We start from the raw sequence: 19,171 nt of genomic DNA, 5'->3' as shown, positions 1-19,171 counted from the left end.
CACCCGGCCGGGCGGATTGTGCTAATTTTGCTCTCGAGTAACGAGCGCCAGCACGCTCCGGAATTCCCCCAGGGGAGGCTTCCGTCGCACCGCCCTGACTTGCTGGCCGGCAACCCTCTCTTCCGGCGGGGTGCCTCAGGTGAATACTCGGCAACGTCAACGGGTTGCAAGCGGGTTCGCTCCCTTTTGCACCCACTGCAAAAGGAGTTTCCGATGGCTGAAAACCGCCTGACCTACCGGCTACTGACCGGTCCCGACGATTCATCGTTCTGTCATCGGGTGTCCGATGCGATCGCCGAGGGCTATGTGCTCCACGGCAGCCCGGCGATCACCGCGAATGGCGGCAAAATCGTGGTGGCACAAGCCGTGATCCTGCCCAGCTTCGATCCGGCCGACGCCCGATGAGCTACGCGGGAGACCTCAGCCCGGAGGCAGCCTGGCAGAAGGTCGCCGACGGCGCGACCCTGGTCGATGTGCGAACCGAAGCCGAATGGCAGGTGATCGGAGTGCCGGACACCGGTTCGATCGCCGTCGAACCGGTGTTCGTGCAGTGGAACCTGGCCGGAAACGTCTGGAATTCCGAATTCCTGGCGCAACTGGCGGAAGCGGTTCCGGCCGGGGCAGACCTGGTCTTCCTGTGCCGCTCCGGAGCCAGATCGATTTCCGCCGCCGAAGCCGCAACCGAGGCCGGGTTCACCGCCTACAACGTGCTCGAAGGGTTCGAAGGCGTACCGAACTCCTATGGCGACCGCACCGTGAACGGCTGGAAGAACCGCAAACTGCCCTGGAAAACGCTCGCCGACCAGAACCGCCTGGAGGCATAAAGCGATGGCTTTCAACCCCTTGGCTGCCGAATGGGCCGCGGACACCCAGGCGGTGCGCGGCGGCTTGGACCGGACCGGCTTCTTCGAAACCTCGGAGGCGATATTCACCAACTCCGGTTTCGTCTACGACTCCGCCGAAGCCGCCGAACGCGCCTTCACCGGGGAGGACGAACGATTCGTCTACTCGCGCTACGGCAATCCGACCGTGGCGACCTTCCAGGAACGGCTCCGGCTGCTCGAAGGCACCGAAGCCTGCTTCGCCACGGCCTCCGGGATGTCCGCAGTGTTCGTGGCTTTGGGTGCGCTGCTCGCAGCCGGTGACCGGGTGGTCGCCTCGCGGTCGCTCTTCGGATCGTGTTTCGTGATTCTGAACGAGATCCTGCCGCGATGGGGAGTCGAAACGGTGTTCGTCGACGGGCCGGACCTGGCGCAATGGCGCGAAGCCCTGTCGGCGCCGACCACTGCGGTGTTCTTCGAGTCGCCGTCCAACCCGATGCAGGAAATCGTCGACATCCGGGCGGTCTGCGATTTGGCGCATGCGGCCGGCGCCACCGTGGTCGCCGACAATGTCTTCGCCACCCCGTTGCTGCAGCGCTGCACCGAGCTCGGCGCCGACGTCGTGGTCTATTCCGGGACCAAGCACATCGACGGCCAGGGCCGGGTGATGGGCGGCGCGATCCTGGGCAGCAAGGAATTCATCGACGGACCGGTCAAACAACTGATGCGGCACACCGGGCCGTCGTTGTCGTCCTTCAATGCCTGGGTTTTGACCAAGGGCCTGGAGACCCTGGCGCTGCGGGTGAACCACTCTTCGGCCTCGGCGCTGGCCCTGGCCGAGTTCCTGGAACAGCAGCCCGAGGTCGAATGGGTGAAGTACCCGCTGCTGAAATCGCACCCGCAGTATGAACTGGCCGCGGCGCAGATGTCCGCGGGCGGCACCGTGTTGACCTTCGCGCTGCGCGCTACGGGAGCAGGCGGCGGCAAGGCCGAAGCGTTTTCGCTGCTCAATGCGCTCAAAGTCATCGACATTTCGAACAACCTGGGCGATTCGAAATCCCTGATCACACACCCGGCGACCACCACGCACCGCGCGATGGGCCCGGAAGGCCGCGCCGCGATCGGGCTGGGCGACGGCGTGGTCCGGCTGTCCGTAGGACTGGAAGACCTCGAGGATTTGCGCGGCGACCTGGCCCAAGCCCTCGCTGCACGCTAAGCCCTGTTTCGGATAGTCGCTTGCGCATGAGATAGCGGTTTGACGCGCAAACGGCTATCCGAGACGCAGAAGGCTATCTGAAACGGTCAGTCCTGGAAGTATTCGATCTCGGCGCCGAGGGTGTTCAACCGCTCGGCGAGGTCTTCGTAACCGCGCTCGATCACGTAGATGTTCCGCAATTCCGAGGTGCCCCGGGCTGCCAGCATCGCCAACAGGATGCACGCGGCCGGCCGCAATGCCGGCGGGCAGCCGATCTCCGCGGCACGCCAACGGGTAGGGCCTTCGACGTCGATCCGGTGCGGATCGAGCAAGCGCACCCGTGCGCCGAGCTTGTTGAGCTCGGTCAGGTAGATCGCCCGGTTCTCGTAGACCCAGTCGTGGATCAGCGTGGTGCCCTCGGCGCAGGAGGCGATCACTGCGAAGAACGGCAGATTGTCGATGTTCAAGCCGGGGAACGGCATCGGGTGGATCTTGTCCGGCGCGGCCTTCAACTCGGACGGCAAGGTGGTGATGTCGACCAACCGGGTATGCCCGTTCCGGGCCGTGTATTCCTCGGTTTTGCGGTATTTGAAGCCCATCTGCTCCAACACCGAAAGCTCGATTTCCATGAACTCGATCGGCACCCGGCGGATCGTCACTTCGGAACCGGTGACGATGCCCGCGGTGATCAGGCTCATCGCCTCGATCGGATCTTCCGAAGGGGCGTATTCGATGTCCAGGTCGATCAGCGCCTTGCCCCGGATGGTCAAGGTCGTGGAGCCGATCCCTTCCACGGATACGCCCAATTCCTGCAGGTAGAAGCAGAGGTCCTGGACCATGTAGTTGGGGCTCGCATTGCGGATCACGGTCTTGCCCACCCGGTGCGCGGCCGCCATGATGGCGTTTTCGGTGACCGTATCGCCGCGTTCGGTGAGCACGAAGATCCGGTCCTCGGCATCGGCCGGCGGAGTCTGCACGCCGTAAAAACCCTGGTGCGCTTCGACCGAAAGACCGAACTGGCGCAATGCCTGCATATGCGGCTCGACCGTCCGGGTGCCCAGATCGCAGCCGCCGGCGTAGGGCAGCCGGTAGGTCTCTTCCTGGTCCAGCAACGGTCCGAGGAGCATGATCACGCTGCGGGTCCGCCGGGCAGCCTCGACATCCATCGAGTCGAGGTCCAGCACCGCGGGCCTGCGGATCTGCAAGTCATTGGCGTTGAGCCAGGTGCATTCCACGCCGATCGACGTCAGCACCTCGACGATCCGGTTGACTTCCTCGATCCGGGCCAACCGGCGCAAGGTGGTGGTCCCCCGGTTGAGCAGCGAAGCGCACAACAGGGCCACGCCCGCGTTTTTCGACGAGTTGACGTCGACGACGCCGGAGAGGGTGTGCCCGCCGGTGACCCGCAGGTGGGTCATTTTGGATTTCATCGAGCCTCCGACATTGACAATGCTGTGCCCGAAGATCGTCTCCATCCGCTGGATCATCTTCAGGCTCAGATTCTGCTTGCCCTGTTCCATCCGGGCGACTGCGCTCTGGCTGGTCCCCAGCTCGGCAGCGAGCTTCCCTTGCGTCCAGCCTTTGCCCAGACGGGCGTCGCGGAGGATCTGGGCTACGGTTTCTGCGGTTTCTTGCACATCGGTCGTCACGTCTAAAAAATATCACAGGAAGCATAAATGCAACAATTGAACACGCAGCCGACCGCAGCGAGTCGTGATCTATTCGTTACATGCGATATTTTGGCGCTCGGTCGATTACCAGAAGACCGGGTTCCACCGCCCTGCAGCAATCGCCAAACCGATCGAAAGCCCGATCACCGCCAGGGCGCCCAGCGCCACCCAGAGATCCAACCAGCCGAAGGTCGAGTCGCGCGCCCAGGTCCGCGGCCCGGAACCGAAGCCCTTGGCCTCCATGGTCACGGCCAAGCGTCCGGCCCGGCGAAGCGCCTGCACCAGAAGCGCCATGGCCTGCCCCCAGGAGGCTTTGAGCCGGCCGAAGAACCCGGCGTTGCTGCCCACTCCCCGCGCCCGGCGCGCCATTCCCAGCGTCTGCCATTCTTCGATCAACAAACCCACCAGGCGCATCGCGGCGAGTGCGCCGAGCACGAACCTGGCCGGCAGCTTGGCCCGCTGGGCCAGAGAATCGGCCAGATCCGTGGGATCGGTGCAGACCAGAAGCAAGATCCCGGGCAGTGCGATCGCCATGCTCCGCAGAACCACGGCCAAGGCCGAATCCAAAGACCCGGTAGTGAGCAGGAACGGTCCCCAGTCCAAAACCACCGTTCCGGTTTTCGCCGCCAGAAGGGCAGTTCCATACCCGCCGCCGATTGCGGCCAAGAGCAACGGCCAGCCCCTGCTGAGCAGCATCCGGAAGGACAAACCGGCGAGCGGCAGCACGGCCAACTCCAGAATCAATGCGGTGCCGGCGGAAACCACGTCCAAACTCAGAATCAGGGCAATCGCGATCGCCAAGGCAGCCAGCAGCTTGCTGAGCGGGTTCGCGCCGGCCAAGACCGGCGCTCCGGACGAATCCGGAGCCGACGTCGGAACGGCTTCGGCGATGCTCATCCGGTGCCCTCCAGCCGCTCGGTTGCCGCCAACCGGTCAGCCCCGTCCAACCGATCAGCCCCGTCCAACCGCAAACTGTGGCCGCCGATCGCGGCGCTGAAGGCGGCGTCGTGGGTTACCGAAACGACCGCAGTACCCTGCTCGAGTAACTCGATCAGCAGATCCGCCAGCTCGGTCCAGGTATTCGCGTCTTGGCCGAATGTCGGTTCGTCCAGGATCAGCAGCTGCGGACTCGCGGCGAGCACGGTCGCCACCGAAAGCCGGCGCTTCTCGCCGCCGGACAGGGTATAGGGGTTGGCATCGCGGAGCCCGGTCAAGCGCAGCCGCTCCAGGAGTTCATCCACCCGCTCGGCGCCACGGCCCAGCAGCCGCGGGCCGAAAGCCAGTTCCTCGGCCACCGTCCCGGTGACGAATTGGTGCTCCGGCTCTTGGAAGACCGTGCCGATCCGTTCGATCAGTTCGGCGCCGCTCCAGTCGATCGGGTCCGGCCCGGCGCCAGCGGCCAGACCGGGCCCGGCCTGCAACGTCCCTGCGGCCGGGGACAGCAGTCCGCCCAGGGTCAGGGCAAGGGTGGATTTCCCAGATCCGTTGCGGCCGGTGATCGTCAAGGACTGACCGGCGTGGATCGCCAGGTCGATCTGCGCCGCGGCCGGCGCGACGGCCCGGCTGGCCTTCCCGCGGCGTCGGCCGCGCCGCGATGCGGTAGCACCCTGCCGGGACACCGCGAGGCCGGCCGCTTGCATCAGGGCTTCGGCCGGAGGGCCGGACTGGGTATCCTGCACCGGCCGGGTGGCCGGCACTTCGCCGGGCAACCAGACTCCCGCCGCACGCAGTGAGGCACGCGCCTGGAACCGGTCGTCCAGGATTTTTTCCGGCGCGCCGTCGAACAGCACGCCTTGCCCCGGACCGCCCAGCACCACGATGCGGTCGACGACTTCCAACCACACGGCGACCCGGTGTTCGACCACGACCAAAGTGGCTCCGCTGCGTTCCACCGAGCGGAGCACCGCATCGCGCACGTCGAGCACACCGGCCGGATCGAGATTCGCCGTCGGCTCGTCCAACAGCAACAGACCGGGCTGCATCGCGAGCAGACCGGCCAGGCCCAATCGTTGCTTCTGACCGCCGGAGAGCTTCCCCGTGGCCTGGTCCAAGGGCAGTTCCAGGCCCACCGCATCCAGCGCGGCCCGCACCCGCGGCCAGATCAGCTCGCGGGGAACCGCCAGGTTTTCTGCCCCGAATGCCACATCGTCGCCGATCCGGGACAGCACCACCTGGGCATCCGGGTCCTGCTGCATGAGCCCCACCCGACCCCGCTGCCGGGCCGGCGCCGCGCCGTCCAGCAGCAAGGATCCGAACTCTTCGGCATCCAGTTCGTCGCCGAGCAGCCCCGCAGCAGCATGCAGGAAAGTGGACTTCCCGGCACCGGAGGGTCCGAGCAGCAAAACCCGCTCGCCGGGGTCGATCTGCAAGTCAAGGCCGCGCACCGCCGGCTGCGACCGGTCGGCGTGCTGCCAGCCCCACCCTTCGGCCCGGAGCCCCAGCGGGGCCACCGAGGCAGCCGTCCGTGCGGACGGGCGCTTCGGCATACTCAGAACGCTGGTTCGCCGGCGGCCCGCCGCGACGCCAGATTGGCCAACGCGCCGGTGCGGGCCAGCCCCCGGGTGATCAGCCAGGAAACCAGGCCGGCGATGACCATGCCGGAGACCACGGCAAAGCCGAAGTAGAGGACTTTCCAGCTGAACTCCCACGCCACATTGGAAATCAGGTTGTCGTTGAGGCCCATCGCCGCGCCGGCCAGAGCCCCGGCGAGCAGAGCCGGCGGCAGATTGAACCGGCGGTAGCGAAACAGCGCGAAGCCGAACTCGGCGCCGAGTCCTTGGACCAGTCCGGAAAGCAGCACAGTCATGCCGAAATGCGTGCCCAGAACGCCTTCGACGGCGGCCGCGATCAGTTCGCAGAACAATGCGGCGCCCGGTTTGCGAATCACCAGCCCGCCGATCACGCCCGCGATCAGCCAACCGCCGCCGTAGAGCCCGCCCAGCGGCGGGAACGCCGCGAAGGCGATCGAAACCGGGCCGTAGAGCGCCGACCAGGCCCAGAAGACCACTCCGACGGCGACGCCCAGCACCGCCGCAACCACGATGTCCACCACTCGCCAACGGCTGCGCTGGGCAAGGGATTTCTGCGCAGAAGACTGCGGACCGGCGGAATTGTTTGCGGTATTGGCCGCCCCGGATTGCTCGTTCGCCATACTGTCCTCCTTTTCAGGAGGGGCGGCGTGTACGGTGACACGCCGAAGAGCACTCGACTCCCTTCGCCGGTACTAACCGGATCAGGTTCGAGGGTCTGCGGCTATCCGCACTCTCAGCGCCCGCCTTGCGGCGGCGCTCCCCTGTCGTTTGATTGCTGTGCAAGTTTACACCCGCGTCGCACCCAACGTTGAGTGGCCAGCTCTGCAGCTTATAAAGCCGATTTGGCCTGCAGATCTGGCCGCCCGGTGGGAGGCGTTCAGGTCAGGTCGCGGGACTGGTTGAATCTGGCGATGGCCCGCTGCGCCCCGCGCCCGGTCAGGGTTTGGATGATCGCGGCCACGGTCGCGGAAACCACCGCGAAAATCAACGCCGAGCGGAGGCTGTGCTCCAGGTTCTCGCCGTCTTTGGGCGGAGGGTTTCCGGTGGTTTTGGTCCACACCGTGTCCACGACCTTGTTGGCGGCGAACCCCGCGCCGAAGCTGATTCCGGCGGCCAGAAGCTTGAAGATCAGATTCATGTCCCTAGCCTACTTGAGCTTTCCGGCCTGCGCGTTGGGGATGCAATTCACGGCGCCCTGGTAATCCAGTTGGGCTTTGACGCTCCACGGCACGGTGGCCCCGGGAGCCACCGCTTTGAGCACGGCGACGCCGCGCGCCACCACGTCCGAACTGGCCGTGGCCCAATCCACCGCGATCACGATGTCGGTCGCCGAGCCGGCGCCATTGGTCGCTTGGCCGGCGGCTGTCACCGGGCCCGCTGCCATCCCGCATTGGTCCAAAGTGATGCTGGAGCGGATGCCCTGCGCCCCGTCCAGCTCCGGCACCGGCGGCAGCACCGGCGAGATCACGCCTTGGCTGGCTTGCGTGCTCGGCGCCGGGGCGAGCGCCGAGGAGGACCCGTCAGAAGACCCGTCCGACGACGGCGTGCAGCCGGCCAAGGCCAGACCGGCCGCAGCCACGGCGGCGATGAGCAGAGACGGTTTGCGGTGCTTGTTCATATTCCCCTTGGTTCAGTTCCTACGGCGCCGGCGCGCTCCCAGGAACAGCAGGATCGCACCGATCACGATGATCAACGCTCCCAACCCGATGATCCAGAGGTTGCTGACGCCGGTATTCGGCAATGGTTCCACCGGCGGTGTGGGCGGAGTCGGTTTCGGGTCCAGTCCGGTTTTCACCGAGGCCGGATCCGACGTGAGCTTCTGCCCGCCGCTGCTGCCGCTGCTCACCCTGGCCGTGGCGACGTTCGACACCGCACCGGCGTCGACGTCGGCCGCAGTCACCTGGTACGGCGCCGAAGTACAGGTCGTGGACTGTCCCGGAGCCAACTGGCTGACCGGGCAGTCGACCGAGATTCCGGCAGCAGCCAGTTTCTCGTCCTGGACCACGATGCCGAACAGCGTGGTGTTCCCGGTATTGGTCACCGTGAACGTGTAGACGATGCTGTCCCCGGCGTCTTTCCGGCCGTTCCCGTTGGCATCGGTCACCGGACCGGCCTGCTTGAGCAGCTTCACTCCGGGCGCCCCGTCCAACGGCGTGGTGACCGAATCCGGCTCGCTGGTGTTCGGCTTGCCGTCCGGGGTGCTCCCGGTAGCGGTCGCGGTGTTCTGCAGACTGCCGGCGTCCACATCGGCCTGGGTCACCGTGTAGACCGCGGTACAGGTCATACTGGTCCCGGCGCCGACCACGCTGGCCGGGCATTCGACCTTGACCCGCGGATCGTTGACGCTGACCCCGCTCGCGTCCCGGGTGCCGGAATTGGTCACCAGGAACTGGTACTCGATAGTGTCGCCGGCGTCCAACTTGCCGTTGCCGTTGACGTCATTGGTCTTGGTGACTTTCTTGTCCACGGAAAGTTCGTCCAGCACGGTGAGCGGCTGCTCTTTCGAGGATTCCACCGAGGTTACCGGAGTTTCGCCTTGCTTCGCTTCGGCGTGCGCGGTGTTCTTCACGCTTCCGGCATTGGCGTCGCTTTGGCTGATCCGGTACGTCGCGGTGCAATCGATGCTCTGTCCCGGATCGAGATCCGTGCTCGGGCAGCTGATCGACACCCCGGCGTCGGCGAGCTTCCGGTCCACCACCGCGACCCCGCTCAACTTCACGTTGCCGGTGTTCTTGACCGTGAACACGTAATCGATCTCGTCCCCGGCGGCGAGTCGGCCGTCGTTGTTCAGGTCCTTGGTCCCGGCGATCTTCTTCTCGAAGGCCAGACCGGGCGTCCGGTCGATCGCGACCGTGACTTCGCTCGCCGGCGACTCGATATCGCCGCCGTCCGGCTTGGCCGCGATCGCCGTGGCCGAGTTCCGCACGCTGCCGGCTTCGACATCGGCTTGAGTCAAGGTGTAGGTCGCTGTGCAATTGGTCGAAGCCTTGGGCGCCAGGCTGGTCGCTTCGCACACCGGCTCCCCGTCGAGCGCCAATTGGTCATCGATCTCGACCGCGCGCAGCGTCACCGTACCCGAGTTGGTCACCACGAAGGTGAAGGTGACCTTGTCGCCGGCGCCGACCACGCCGTCGCCGTTGGTGTCGGTGAGCGGCTGGTAGGACTTCTTGATCTGCAATGCCGCTTCTTGCGAGGTCGGCGTCGACGTGGACTGCTTGCCGCCGTCCACCGCGGTACCGCCCGGGCCGGTGGCCTTGGCGGTCGCGGTGTTGTCCACGGTGGGTGCATCGGCGTCGGCCTGGGTCAAGGTGTAGGTGCCTTCACAGTTCAGCTCGGTGCCCGGGGCCAACGATGCCACAGTGCAGCTGAGTCCGGGCAGTTTGCTGTCCGTGATCACGACGTCGGTCAACGTGGTGTTGCCCCGGTTCGTCGCCTTGAGCGCGTACACGATCTGGTCCCCGGCCACGGGCCGGCCGGAGGGCTGCTCGGTGATGATCTGCTTGACCGTCTTGCTCAGGTCCAACTGGTTGTTACGGGTAAGGATCTCGTCCACACTCGCCTGGTCGGTGCTCACCGGCTGGGTTCCGGTGCTGCCCGGAACCGGCGCGGTGGCATTGCCGGTGGCCCGGTTGGTGACCTTGCCGTTGTCGATGTCGGCCTGCGTGACGGTGTAGCTTCCAGTGCAATCGACGCTCTTGCCGGGCAGCAGCGGTCCGGCGGGGCAGCTGACCGTGACGCCGGGCAGCTGCTCGGCCACCGAAACGTCCGAAAGGGTCAAGGTACCGGTGTTCGCCAGGGTGAAGACGTAGGCAATCTTGTCACCGGCCTTGCTGGCCTTCGGCGCCGCGGGGTCGACTTTTTTGACCAAGGACATCGCGGCCACCGCAGTGGTCGGCTGTTCCGCCGTGGACGGCTCCGAGGTGGTCTGTTTGCCGTCCGGCCCGGTCCCTACCGCGGTGGCGGTATTGCTGACCTTGCCGTTGTCCACTTCCGCCTGGGTGATCGTGTAGCTCCCGGTGCAAGTGGCAACCGCGCCCGGTGCGAGTTCGGTCGGAGCGCAGCTCACCGCGGGGATCTTGGCGTCCTGGACCGCGATCTCCTTGACCGTGGTGTTGCCGTTGTTGGTCACGGTGAAGGTGTAGTTGACCACGTCCGGCACGTCGGTGCGTTGGTTGCCGTTCACGTCGTCGACGCTGCTGACCGCTTTGGCCACCGTGAGGCTGTTCCCGCGCTCCAGCGGCGTGGTGACCTTGTTGCTGTCGACTGCGGTGTCCGGCCGACCGGCCGGCGGGGTTCCGGTCACCGTCGCGGTGTTGTCCACCGTGCCGGCGTCGAGATCCGCTTGGCTGATCGGGTAGCTCGCGGTGCAGGTGGTCGAGGCGCCGGCTGCCAACTCGGTGACCGGGCAGGAGACATTCGCGATCTTCGGATCGGCGACCCTCAGGTCGTGCTGCGTGGTGTTTCCGGTGTTCTTGACCACGAACTGGTATTCGATCCGCTCTCCGGCATCAGGGCGGCCGTTGCCGTTCGCATCGTTGTAGGCCTTGCCGTTGTTCGGCACCACCGACTTGGTGATCTCCAACCGGTCCACGGCCGGGATCTCGGTCTCCTTCTCCGCGCCGGGCGAGGTGGTCGGATCGCCCTGATCCGGCTTTCCGGTCGCGGTCGCGGTGTTCAGCACCTTGCCGGCATCCGCGTCGCTCTGCGTGATCGTGTAGCTGCCCCGGCACGTGGTGACCGCTTTGGGCGCCAATTCGGTGGCCGTGCAGGTGATGTTCGCGCTCGGGATGAGCGGATCGTTGATCACCAGATTCCGCAGGGTGGTGGTGCCAGTGTTGGTCACCGTGAAGGTGTAATCGATGGTGTCGTCGGCATCGACCAGACCGTTGCCGTTGACGTCCTTCGGTGCGGCACCGTCTTTGGCGATGGTCAACGAGCTGCTGCCGGAGATCGGGGTGCTGGTTCCGCTCGGTTCCGAGGTCACCGGCACCGTGCTGCCGGGCGGCGTTCCGGAAACCGTCGCGGTATTGTCCGCCTTGCCGCCGTCGACGTCCGCCTGGGTGATCGTGTAGGTCCCGGTGCAGGTCATCGTTTGGCCGGCCGCGAGCGACGTCGCCGGGCAGCTGATCGCGCCACCGGGCAGCTTCGCGTCGTTGACCTTGAGGTTGTCCATGGTCACCGTGCCGTTGTTGGTCACCGCGAAGGAGTAGTCGATCGTGTCCCCGGCGTCGGTCAGCCCGTTGCCGTTCACGTCCTTGGGTGCGGCGGCGCTCTTCTTGATCGCCAATTCGGTGGTCGCGTCGAGCGTGGTGCTGGTCTCGTCGGTGTTCGAGTCGACTTTGTTGCCGTCCGGGTCTTCGCCTTCGGCGAAGGCGGTGTTCTTCACCGAACCGGAGTCCATGTCCGCCGCGGTGATCGTGTACACCTTTGTGCAGGTCATCGATTCAGCGGCCTTGAGCACGTCTTTACTGCAGTCGATCATGCCGACCTTGGGATCCCGGATCTGCAGGAAGTCGATCGAGACGTTGCCCTCGTTCTTCACCACGAAGGTGTAGCTGATGGTGTCCCCGGCCTGGGTCCGGGTATTCCCCGAAGTGTGCGTGATCTGCCCGGCCTGCTTGTCGAAACTCAGCTTCGCGGTGCGCGGGATCAGCGTATCCACTTCGGAACCCGGCGAGGTCGTGGTGCCGCCGTCGGGCGTGGTCCCGGTGGCAGTGGCGGAATTCAGCACATCACCGCGGTCCACGTCTTCTTGGGTCAGCGTGTAGCTGCCGGTGCAGGTGACGGATTCACCCGGAGCAAGCGTGGTCTTGGCGCAGGTGATCGGGGCGACCAGCGCGTCGTTGACCTTGATCCCGGTCAGCGTGGTGGTCCCGGTGTTGGTCACCAGGAAGCTGTACGGGATGGTCTCGCCCGGATCCATCATTCCATTGCCATTGGCGTCGTTCCAGGTGCCGGCCGACTTCTTGATGGTCAGCGCATCCTGCCGCGGGATCGCGATGGTTGCGGTGGCTTCTTTGCTGGTCACCGTGGTGCCGTAGGCGTCGGTGGACGAGCCGGTCGCGGTATTGTCCACCTTGCCCGCGTCGATGTCCGCTTGGGTCAGGACCCGGGTTGCGGTGCAGGTCGCCGAAGCACCCGGCGCCAAGGATCCGGTGGGGCAGGTCACCGTGGCGACCTGGTTGTCCGTGACCGAGAGGTCTTTGAGCGTGACTTGGCCGGTGTTGGTCAGCGTGAAGGTGTAGTCCACGGTGTCCCCGGGGTCGATCCGGCCGTTGCCGTTCGCGTCCTTGGGCGCAGCAGCCTGCTTCTGCAAGGACAAGGCGGACTCGCCCTTGGTGTCCACGGTCGCTTTGTCTTCGGGCGAGGTGATTTCCTCGCCCGACGGCGGGGTGGCCACGCCGGTGGCCTTGTTCTCCAGGGTGCCCCGGTCGATATCGGCCTGGGTGATGCTGTAGCTGGCTTCACAGGTAGTGGATGCCCCCGGTGCCAAGGTGGCGACCGGGCACTTGACCGTGCCGACCAGGCTGTCCCGGACGCCCACCAAGTAGAGCGTGGTGTTTCCGGTGTTCTTCACCTCGAAGGTGTACTCGACCGTGTCTCCGGCTTGCGTTTTGTCGCTGCCAGGCTGGTGCTGGATCGCACCCGCAGTCTTCTTCATGGTCATATTGGAGATCTGCTTGAGCTCGACGAGCGCCGAGTCATCCCAGGAATCCACGGTTGCGCCAGACGGGTCCTTGGCGGTGGCTTCCGCCGTGTTGAGCACGTATCCGGCGTCGTAGTCTTCGGTGGTCATGGTGTAGGTGCCCGTGCACGTCGTCGATTCATTCGGCGCCAGCGTGGTCTTCTCGCACGTGATCGGGCCCTTGAGCCTGTCGTCCACGATTGCGACGTCGCTGACCGTCACATTGGAATCGTTGGTGACTTTGAAGCTGTAGTCGATGAGCGACCCCGCGCCGAGCTGGGTCTGGCCATCGGCCAGCCTGGGCTCGCTCGCAGTCTTGACGATGTCCAAGTTGCTGTCCGCCGGGATGGTCACGGTGACCGAGTCCGTCGCGGTCACTTGATTGCCCTTGGGATCGGTGCCGCTCGCGGTGGCGGTATTCACGATCTTGCCGGCGTCGACGTCGGCCTGGGTGATCGTGTAGGTGGCGCGGCAGACCTTGACCTGGCCTGGCGCGATTACTCCCGCCGGGCAGGTCAATCCCGGGATCAACGGGTCCTTGACCGTCGACCCGTCGATACTCACATCGCCGGTGTTCCGCACCTCGAAGGTGTAGTCGACGGTGTCGCCGGCGTCGATCGTGTCATTGTTGTTGACGTCTTTGGGCGCCGCTGCGGTTTTCTTCAAGGCGATTTGCGCCAAGCTGCTGGTCGGCACGGTCTTGGTGGACTCGTTCGAGGTCACCGCGGTCCCGGACTTGTCGTTCGCCGTGGCGGTGGCCTTGTTGACCACTTGGCCGGCATCGACGTCGGGCTGGTTGATCTCGTAGGTCGCGGTGCAGGTGACCGAGGCTCCGGGTGCCAGTGCCGCGCTGGGGCAGCTCACCGTGCCGACCTTCGGATCGTTGATCACCAGGTTGTCCAGGCTCACGGTTCCGGTGTTCGTCACCTTGAAGGTGTAGCGGATGTAGTCGCCGTAATCGGTCCGGGTGTTCTTGTTGTTGTCGTCGATGCCCGCGACGTCCTTGACCAGCTCCAGCGACTTCACCTGGGCGATCGTGACGGTCTTGGACGACGGGCCGGATTCCTTTTCGTCCCGGCCGCCCGGCGGGGTGCCGAAGGCGGTGGCGGTGTTGTCCACCTTGCCCGCGTCGATATCGGCTTGGCTGATCGTGTATTCGCCGGTGCAGGTCACCGAAGCGCCCGGTGCCAGCGTGGTCGGATCGCAGGTCGCGGCCACTTTGGCGTCGGCGATCCGCACCCCGGTCAGCGTGCTGCTGCCGGTGTTGGTCACTTTGAAGGTGTAGGGGATCTTCTCCCCCGCGGTGATCCGGCCGTCCTGGTTGCCGTCGACCGGCCCGGTGGAATCCTTGACCACGGTCAAAGCGTCGACCGGCGCGATCGGCGTACTGGTGCTGGATTCATTGGAGCTGATCTGCGGGCGGCCCGGCGGCGTGCCCACCGCGGTGGCCGTGTTGTCCGCCTTGCCGGCGTCCACCTCGGCCTGGGTGATCGTGTGCGTGCCGGTGCAGGTGACCGACTTCCCGGCGGCCAACGAGGTCACCGGGCAGTTCACCGCGCTGACCTTCGGATCATTCACCGTGACATTGCTCAGCGTGGTGTTTCCGGTGTTGGTCACCAGGAACGTATAGCTGATCGTGTCCCCGGCGTCGGTGCGGCCGTTGTTGTTCGCATCCACCGGGGTGCCCGCGGTCTTTTTCACGGTGACCGCGTCCACCAGGGGCAACGGCTTCGTGGCGGTGGCTTTCTCCGAGCTCACTTCGGTGTTTCCGGCCTTGGCCTTGGCGGTGGCTTCGTTGTCCACCTTGCCGGCGTCGAAATCCGCCTGGGTGAGCCGGTAGGCTCCGGTGCAGGTCACCGACTCGCCGGGGGCCAGCGAGCTGCTGGGGCAGGAGATCTCAGCGACCTTCGGATCGCTCACCGAAATCGTGTTCACCGTGACATTGCCTTCGTTCTTCACCGTGAAGGTGTAGGCCAAGGTGTCATCGGGATCGTTCTTGCCGTTGTTGTTGGTGTCCGTGATCTCGCCGGCCGCTTTGCTCAGGCTGATCTTGGGCGTCTGGGTCAGTTGGAGCGTGGTGGAATCATTCGCCGAATCGACGCTTCCGCCCTTGGGGTCTTTGCCGTTCGCATTCGCGGTATTCGTCACCGCACCGGCATCGACGTCGGCCTGGGTGATCGTGTACACGCCGGAGCAAGTCACCGACTTGCCCGGTTCCAGACTGGTTACGCCGCCGCAGTTGATGCCGGAAACCTTTGAATCCACCACGGTGACGCTGCTGACCGTGACCGAACCGGTGTTGGTCACCAGGAAGGTGTAGGGGATTTTGTCACCCTTGCCCACTTCGCGCCCGGTGATCGGGTTGCCGTCCGCGTCGGTCGGCGTGCCCTGCTGCTTGTCGAAGGTCAAGGAGCCGACGCCGGTCAACGGCGTGGACGTCGTGGAGGTCTTGTTCGCCGTGCTGCCGTCCGGCTGGGTCACCGTACCGGTGGCGCTGTTGTCCACCTTGCCGGCGTTCATGTCCGCCTGGGTGATGGTGTAGCTGCCGGTGCAGGTTACCGATTCGCCCGGGGCCAACGTAGTGGTCGAGCAGACCACATTGGGCACCAGGCTGTCGGTCACGCTGAGGTTCTTCAGCGTGGTACTGCCGGTATTGGTGAACTTGAACGAATAGCCGATGGTGTCCCCGGCGTCGATCCGGCCGTTCTTGTTCGAATCCACCGGCGCCGCTGCGCTCTTGGTGAAGTCGAAGCTATTGGTCTGGGTCAGCGGAGTGGTGACTTCGTTGGAGGTCGCATTGACGTCGCTGCCGGCACTGCCCTTGGCGGTTCCAGTGGCCTGGTTGACGATCTTGCCGGCATCCATATCGGCCTGCGTGATCTGGTAGGTCTTGACGCAAGTGGTCGAGGCCCCCGGCGCCAAGGTGGCGGTGGGGCAGCTGACGCCGGCGATCTTCGGATCGGAGAGCGCCAGGCTGTTCAGCGTGGTGGTTCCGGTGTTCTTGACCACGAAGCTGTAGTCGATGGTGTCGCCGGCATCGGTGCGGCCATTGCCGTTCTTGTCCTGGACGGCACCGGCGGATTTGGTGATCGTCATCGAATTCGGCGCGTTCACCGGCGTGGTGACCGCGCTGGGCTGCGAGGTGATCGGATCGCCGACCGGCGGGGTGCCGGTCGCGGTGGCCGAATTGTCAACTTTCCCGGCGTCGATGTCCGCCTGGGTCAGCACATAACTGCCGGTGCACGTGGTGGAAGCATTCGGGGCGAGCGTGGTCGCCGGGCAGCTGATGTTCGGCACCTTGGCGTCAGTGACCTTGACCGATGTGAGCGTGGTGTCACCAGTGTTCTTGACCACGAAGCTGTACGGAACGGTATCGCCGGCGTCGAGCCGGCTGTTGCTGTTGGTGTCCTGGATGGCCCCGGCGGACTTGGTCACCGTGATCCCGGGCTTGAGCAACGTAGTGGTGACGCTGGAGGAATTGTTGCCCGGCACCTGGTCGTACTCGTTGCCGGAGACCGTCGCGGTGTTGGTGAAGCTGCTGCCCGGAACCGCATTCGCCGCCACGGTGCCCTTGACCGTGATGGTCCGGGTGGCGCCTACGGCGAGATTGCCGATCGCGCAGCTGAGGTTCTGCCCGCTGACCGTGCAGGCGCTTCCGCCGTCGACCTGGCCGGTGCCCCCGGTGATCGCGGCGGGCAACGTGTCCTGCGCGGTGACCCCGGTGGCCGGGCGCGGGCCATTGTTCTTGACCGTGAGCCGGTACTCGATCGGTTGCCCGGCCAAGGGGTATTGCGTGACCTGCTCCTTGGTGATCTGCAGATCCGCGGCGGAAGCGACCGGGGTGCTCACGGTATTGGAATACGACGTCTTGACCGCATTGTTCAGGATCGGATCCTGGTAGGAGACGGTGGCGACATTGTGCACCGTACTGTCCGCGGATTCGGGGTTCACGGTGACCCGGAAGGTCACCGTGGCTTTGGCCCCGGGAGCCAGGGTGCCACCGGCGGTCGGCGTGGCGCCGGTGCCCAATCGCACGGTTACTTGGTCCTGCGCGGCGCTGTAATCGCCGCGGTCGTCGCCGGCGGCGTCGGTGAGGTTGCCGGCGCCGGTCCCGGCGGTGATTTTCAGCGAGCCCGGCACATAGGTGGTGCCGGTCGGGATCTGGTCGGCGAGCACGCTCAACGGTGAATCGGAACCGCCGGCGTTCGTGACGTCCACCGAGTACTCGAGGGTATCGCCGATCCGGGCCGGGTTGTTGCCGCTGACATTGGTCACCGACTTCTGCGCGGTCAGACAGGGCGAGTTGCTGAACGTGACGTCGTCCAGGAAGTTGCCGATGCTGGCCGCGCCGGTGGAGCTCACCGATTCGAATTGGAAGCGGGTTGTGGTCTGCCCGGCCGGAATCGTATACGTCCCGCTATACCGGCCCCAGGCGGTGTTCCCATCGCTGATGTTCGGTCCTTGCTGCACCATCGTGCCGCCGGGCGGGCCGGTGACGACCTTCATCACGTCGGTTCCCTGCCGGCCGCGGTGCGCCAGCGACCAGCGGATGGTCTGGCCCGGCGTGGTCGCGATGTCCTGATAGAGCGCGGAGACTTGGGTCGCATTGATTTCGACGAATTGATTGCCTTCGGCCGAGGGCACCCCGTTGAAACCATTCTTCCAGTACTCGATCAGACCGTCGCTGGCCGTGGTGCGCCAGCCGGGGACCTGGCTCTGGTTGTAGTTCTGGAAGTTACCCGTCATCACCGGCTGTTCGAAGCCGCCGTTGACGATGTTCACCGGAGCCGGGCACGCGGTCTGCACCGGAGCTGCGACCTCGTAATCTTCCACTTCGCCGTCTGCAGCACTGCCGGCGGGGGTGGCCACATCGGCGGCGGCGCTGGCGATCCGGAACCGGGCGACCAGGTCCGGCGCCGAGCCGCTCGCGGCGGGCAGGTTGCTCCAATTCAGTGTGGCGGAGCCGTTCTGGCAGGTGGTGGTCGCCGCCTCATTGTCCTCGAACGCACCGTTCTTGCTGGTGTCCAACCAGGCTTTGACCGTGGCTCCCGGGCCAGTACAGACCACTTGGACCGAGTAATTCCGCTGTCCGGGGCTGTACGGCGGGAAGCTGCCCGCGCCGTTGGCGAGGAGTTGCGACACGCCCTCATCAGCAGCGCCGGTGGTGTCGTCAGTGGTGAGGGTCGCGCCGGTCCGGGCTTCGGAATCCGGGGCCACCCGGCCCAGGTACACGCCCGCGGATTCGTTCAGCGCCGGCGGGCTGCTGGTGCTCTGCGCGGTTCCGGACGCGGTCTGCGGCACTAGGTGCTGGGCGATGCCGTAGCTGGCTGGCGCATCGCCGTAATCGAAGGGAAGCATCAAGCCGAACGCCGCCGCCTGGGTGCCGCCGCCCTCGATCCGGGTGCTGACCTGGGTGGTGTCGCTGAACACGAAGGGCGTCGATTGTGTTCCCTCCGAATTTGTAATCCGTAGCTGCTTGCCGGAAAGCGTGCCGGCCCACATCGCAGTGCCGCTGCGGTAATCCTGAAAATCCACCCAATCGGTTCCGGTGGTGTTGTACTGCAGGGCTTCCGAGCCATTTGCCGCAGTAGCTTCGCCGTCGGTCGCAACTACCCGCGGCGTGATCGAGCGGCCATTGACGGTCATCGAAAACGTGAAGGTAGCGCCGATCTTGGCCCCCGCGACGCTATTGGCGATCGCCACGTTTCCCGCGGGCGCATAAGCTTGACCAGCGGGGCTGCGGGAGTAGGAATTCAACGATTGGGCGGTTAGGCCGATATTCGTGCCGGACAACGCGCTCTTCGCAGTCATCGTCACGGTTGCGGACACGCCCGGAGCAGGCGAGAAGGTCTGGGTGCCGCCCACGGTGTTCAGCGGGAAGTTCGTCATGTCGAACCAGTAGATCCGGGATTGGTAGGGGCCGGAACCAGCGGTGGCGTAATCGGCCTGCGCTGGAGCCGTGCCGCCCACCAAGCCGGCAACCATGCCGGAGGCCACCAGGGCCAGCGAAGCGGAGGCAGCCACCGCACCGTGGGCTGCCTTTCGGAACGTCCGACGACGGCGCAAGGCAGCACCTTTGAGGTGCCGGCCGGTCAGAACGCTTACACTGCGGAACATCGTGCCCCCGTCACCGTCCGGCTGCTCGGACGGTTCTCGTCGATTCCTCACCAATGACGGCGGCTCAGCAGCTTCGCTGAATTCCGCCGTCGTTGCCAGGGATAATTACCCGTAATCCCTGATGTTACCGGCCTGTCGGGCGGGAAAGTAGC

Annotated in this window: 10 protein-coding genes and 1 riboswitch; of the genes, 3 read left to right on the top strand and 7 right to left on the bottom strand. The window is 65.5% G+C overall.

Translation table 11 applies throughout. From position 1 onward, the window contains the following. Positions 1 to 213: 213 nt before the first annotated feature. Genes JOE69_RS11430 through JOE69_RS11420 form a run of 3 tightly spaced genes read left to right on the top strand, consistent with a single transcriptional unit; the run spans position 214 to position 2,037 of the window. A complete protein-coding gene (locus JOE69_RS11430; RefSeq protein WP_309798812.1) occupies positions 214 to 405 on the top strand; it encodes a DUF1737 domain-containing protein in 192 nt (63 codons plus the stop codon). Continuing rightward, positions 402 to 824, top strand: coding sequence for a rhodanese-like domain-containing protein (locus JOE69_RS11425; RefSeq protein ID WP_309798810.1), 423 nt, complete (start codon positions 402 to 404; stop codon positions 822 to 824). Before JOE69_RS11430 ends, JOE69_RS11425 begins: the two co-directional genes overlap by 4 nt. Before the next feature lie 4 nt (positions 825 to 828). Next, entirely contained in the window at positions 829 to 2,037 is a 1,209-nt protein-coding gene (locus JOE69_RS11420) for an O-succinylhomoserine sulfhydrylase (protein ID WP_309798808.1), read from the top strand. 86 nt (positions 2,038 to 2,123) lie between these two features. On the opposite strand, the gene JOE69_RS11415 is transcribed toward JOE69_RS11420, so the two are convergent. The 7 genes from JOE69_RS11415 to JOE69_RS11385 form a co-directional block, all read right to left on the bottom strand. Beyond that, entirely contained in the window at positions 2,124 to 3,665 is a 1,542-nt protein-coding gene (locus tag JOE69_RS11415) for a UDP-N-acetylglucosamine 1-carboxyvinyltransferase (RefSeq protein ID WP_296364514.1), read from the bottom strand. 105 nt (positions 3,666 to 3,770) lie between these two features. Further along, a complete protein-coding gene (locus JOE69_RS11410; protein WP_309798805.1) occupies positions 3,771 to 4,583 on the bottom strand; it encodes an energy-coupling factor transporter transmembrane component T family protein in 813 nt (270 codons plus the stop codon). Beyond that, positions 4,580 to 6,172 (bottom strand): ABC transporter ATP-binding protein, encoded by a 1,593-nt coding sequence (locus JOE69_RS11405; protein ID WP_309798802.1) that lies wholly within the window; start codon positions 6,170 to 6,172, stop codon positions 4,580 to 4,582. The genes JOE69_RS11410 and JOE69_RS11405 overlap by 4 nt, the downstream gene beginning before the upstream one ends. A 2-nt stretch (positions 6,173 to 6,174) precedes the next feature. Next, on the bottom strand, positions 6,175 to 6,837 hold the full coding sequence (locus JOE69_RS11400) for an ECF transporter S component (protein WP_309798799.1): 663 nt from the start codon (positions 6,835 to 6,837) through the stop codon (positions 6,175 to 6,177). A 41-nt stretch (positions 6,838 to 6,878) separates the two neighbouring features. Beyond that, positions 6,879 to 6,990, bottom strand: a riboswitch (TPP riboswitch). Positions 6,991 to 7,094: 104 nt separating this feature from the next. Continuing rightward, the gene (locus JOE69_RS11395; protein ID WP_309798796.1) at positions 7,095 to 7,355 is read right to left on the bottom strand and encodes a DUF4235 domain-containing protein; all 261 of its coding nucleotides are present in this window, start codon (positions 7,353 to 7,355) and stop codon (positions 7,095 to 7,097) included. 9 nt (positions 7,356 to 7,364) lie between these two features. Then, the gene (locus tag JOE69_RS11390; RefSeq protein WP_296364525.1) at positions 7,365 to 7,835 is read right to left on the bottom strand and encodes a hypothetical protein; all 471 of its coding nucleotides are present in this window, start codon (positions 7,833 to 7,835) and stop codon (positions 7,365 to 7,367) included. Between the two features lie 12 nt (positions 7,836 to 7,847). Beyond that, on the bottom strand, positions 7,848 to 19,019 hold the full coding sequence (locus JOE69_RS11385; protein ID WP_309798794.1) for a CshA/CshB family fibrillar adhesin-related protein: 11,172 nt from the start codon (positions 19,017 to 19,019) through the stop codon (positions 7,848 to 7,850). Positions 19,020 to 19,171: the final 152 nt, after the last annotated feature.

This window comes from Arthrobacter russicus (assembly GCF_031454135.1).
Lineage (GTDB): Bacteria > Actinomycetota > Actinomycetes > Actinomycetales > Micrococcaceae > Renibacterium > Renibacterium russicum.
This window is presented reverse-complemented; position numbering and strand designations above follow the sequence as displayed.